Source organism: Microcoleus sp. Pol7_A1, from assembly GCF_036701085.1.
GTDB classification, from domain to species: Bacteria; Cyanobacteriota; Cyanobacteriia; order Cyanobacteriales; family Microcoleaceae; genus Microcoleus; species Microcoleus asticus.
The window spans coordinates 1-2,842 of the sequence record NZ_JAUBQD010000140.1 but is presented as its reverse complement, the minus strand read 5'-3'; the positions used below and the strand labels follow the sequence as shown (position 1 = coordinate 2,842).

2 protein-coding genes and 1 pseudogene are annotated in these 2,842 nt (G+C 43.1%); 2 read left to right on the top strand and 1 reads right to left on the bottom strand.

The features are described 5' to 3' along the window. Positions 1 to 81: 81 nt before the first annotated feature. Positions 82 to 957 carry an ISAs1 family transposase gene (locus QUA20_RS31505; protein WP_333194260.1) on the bottom strand — a complete coding sequence of 292 codons (876 nt, stop codon included), beginning with the start codon at positions 955 to 957 and terminating at the stop codon, positions 82 to 84. Between the two features lie 99 nt (positions 958 to 1,056). Between QUA20_RS31505 and QUA20_RS32265 the strand changes: the two genes are divergently transcribed. Both QUA20_RS32265 and QUA20_RS31500 read left to right on the top strand, forming a co-directional pair. Further along, positions 1,057 to 1,458: a leucine-rich repeat domain-containing protein gene (locus QUA20_RS32265; RefSeq protein ID WP_445304741.1), complete on the top strand. Its 402-nt coding sequence runs from the start codon at positions 1,057 to 1,059 to the stop codon at positions 1,456 to 1,458. 252 nt (positions 1,459 to 1,710) lie between these two features. Beyond that, positions 1,711 to 2,770, top strand: a pseudogene (locus tag QUA20_RS31500) (IS4 family transposase); the annotation flags it as partial. Positions 2,771 to 2,842 lie beyond the last annotated feature (72 nt).

Sequence of the window (2,842 nt, the reverse complement as noted above, 5' to 3'; positions counted from 1 at the left end):
GCTCCCACTGCTCCCACGTCAAGTTGCTAGGATATGCTTTAGTCATTCGCTCACAAGGTGCTGGTATCTACAAATTTCAGCTTAAGCCTTGTGAGCTTTCTTACAACACCTCCTCACTTTTAAAACATCCTCTAAAGGAACAGCCCAAACATAACGTTTTTCAGTGCGATGGTGTCCGTTTTCAATCTGTTGGTTATAACTAACGTTAATGCCTTCAAAGTTATTAGCTCTTCTGGTATCAAACCATTCTTTAACCTGAGAATGTAAAGTGGGATGATTGGCTTTAAGAGATACAATATAATCAGCTTTTTTGTGGCGAATTTGTTTCACAATCTCGGTTTGAGTTCCCATCGCATCAATGGTAACGTGAGCCCCGCTCAGGTCTAATAATTCTAAGAGTGCCGGAATCGCTGTAATCTCGTTGGAATGATCCTCAACTTTAACTTGCCCTAAAACTAAACGCTGTTCACTTGCCCAAGCCGTGACCAAATGCAATGCTTTTACGCCTTGATTACGGTCATAAGAACCTCTAACACTTTTGCCATCGATGGGGATAATCTCGCCAACTATCGAACCAAGCATACTTTGAAGCCACTTCGCTAAACATTGTTCTAAAGCCTGAGGATTAATTCTTTCAAAGACTCGTCGAAAAGTATCATCACTCGGGATACCATTGGGTAATTCGAGAAATTCCTCTAACCATTGCTGTTTAGCGATGCCATAATTTTCCATGTCTTCCCAACCTTCGGCACCGCCAATGACGGCTAAAATAGAGATTACTAAAATATCTTTTAATAAGTGTTTTTGGGTTCTTTGAACTCTGGGGTCGGGGAGCTCTGCTACATAATTCAATAAATGGGCTTGGATTTCGCTCAGAGGTGTTAACTGTCGTTTTTCTGCTGTTTTAGCTTGAGATTTTACAGCGAGTTTCAATCTAGGTGCAAAACCCTTTGTCATTGTCTTTAACTCCGTTTCAACTTGATTGACTTTGTTAAGATTCAAACTTGATTATAGGTTGGAGTTCTGTTCACAGATAGAAAGTCTATTGGCGGTTTTTTGTCAAGTACAATTTATACCAAATTAGATGAGCTTACCCTGCAAAAAAAGGAAGCAAGGAGATATTGGATAACTAAGTTTCCTGATGCTGTTCTTCAATTAACCAACTTAAAAATACTTAAGCTCAGTGACTATGAGATAACCGAAATCCTAGAGGATCTCGGGCAACTATCCAATCTGACAAAGCTTTACCTGAATAACAATCAGATAACTGAAATCCCAAAGGGGCTCGGGCAACTCTCGAACCAGATCGAGGCTGACTTCGATAACAATCCAATTTCCCAAATCCTAGAGGCGATTGAACTGCTATCATTTGGGACACAGTGCCCCGATGGCGAGGACTTTCTTCAACAAGTCCCCCCACAGCCACCTACCGTGTACACACAAGTCAAAATAAACTAGGAAAACTGCGGACTGTTGTTGATGACCAACGATATAATAAGGATTTCAGGGCGATTGAGGCACTTGCTCTGCTTTCGGGAAAATCAAGGGTTTGAGACTATGGCCTCAAAACGGTTGAGAGTATTGCTAGTCCAAGGATTTGAAAGGAGTAATTACCGTGGACAATCCCATACTGATTCACGCCAAACATACCGAAGGCCCCGCATTTGGAGACCCTCGGTTGGTAAAAAGGGGGCGGCATTGTATGAAGCAATGCGTCAACATCAATCGGTAAACATTCGTCAAATCAGTCGAAATCGAGCGCAACAAGTGGGGTACTATCGCTTTTTAGAGAACCAGAATGTGACCTTAGCAGAATTAGTGCGGAGTCTGGCGGATCATTGCCAAGAACAAGTAGAAGGACGGCATGTATTAGCTGTAAGTGATAGCAGTGAAATAAATTTGCAGTCTCACTCCGGGCGACTAAAACCGCTGGAGTTAGGAGTAGTTGGTAACAACACAGATGTGGGGTTTTATATTCATCCAACGCTGGTTTTGGATAGCGAAAGTGGCTTTCCATTAGGGTTAAGCACGGTGCAACTGTGGAGTCGAGATGGTGAGCATCAGGATAAGCATGAACTGAAATATCGAAAATTGCCGATAGAGAAGAAAGAATCCTACAAGTGGTTGGCATCGGCAGAGCGTAGTCAAAGCTGCTTAACTAACGGTGGTGCCAGCCTCGTGACCCACATTGGCGACCGCGAAAGTGACTTGTATGAAGAATTGGCTACCGTACCTGACAAACACAATCATGTATTAGTCCGAGTTCGCCTGTGACCGTCGGTTGTTAGAAAAGTCACAATCGCTTTACGCCTACTTAAGAGAACAGCCTACTCAGGGTACTTATACAATTAATATACCCTGCGATCCACGCATTGGTGGAATAGCAAGAGAAGCGTTGCTAAATGTTCGGTGTACGACTGTGCAACTTCAACGCCCCGATCAATTAAAAGCCCAAGATTATCCGCCCAGTCTCACTATGAATGCAGTCGAAGCCGAGGAAATTAACCCACCATTCGGGCAAGAAGCGATTCATTGGCGATTACTCACTACCCACCAAGTAGTTTGTTTAGAGCAAGCACTACAAGTCATCAAATGGTATCGATGGCGATGGCGCATTGAACAACTTTTTGCCACCTTAAAAAAAGCTGGATTAAATCTCGAAGCTACCCAGTTAGAGTCCGTCACAGCCATTCAACGACTCACCATCCTTGCTTTAGGAGTTGCCGTGCGAACCCTACAAATGGTCGAAGGACGGGATAATTCTGACTTAGGAATGAAAATTTAATAACATTAGCGTCTGCTAAATAGTCGGAACTGCACGATAATTCCATTTTGGTAGATA

Bases quoted from the DNA above. Each gene is read 5' to 3' on its own strand.
- QUA20_RS31505 (WP_333194260.1), bottom strand. From the start codon at position 957: ATGACAAAGGGTTTTGCACCTAGATTGAAACTCGCTGTAAAATCTCAA.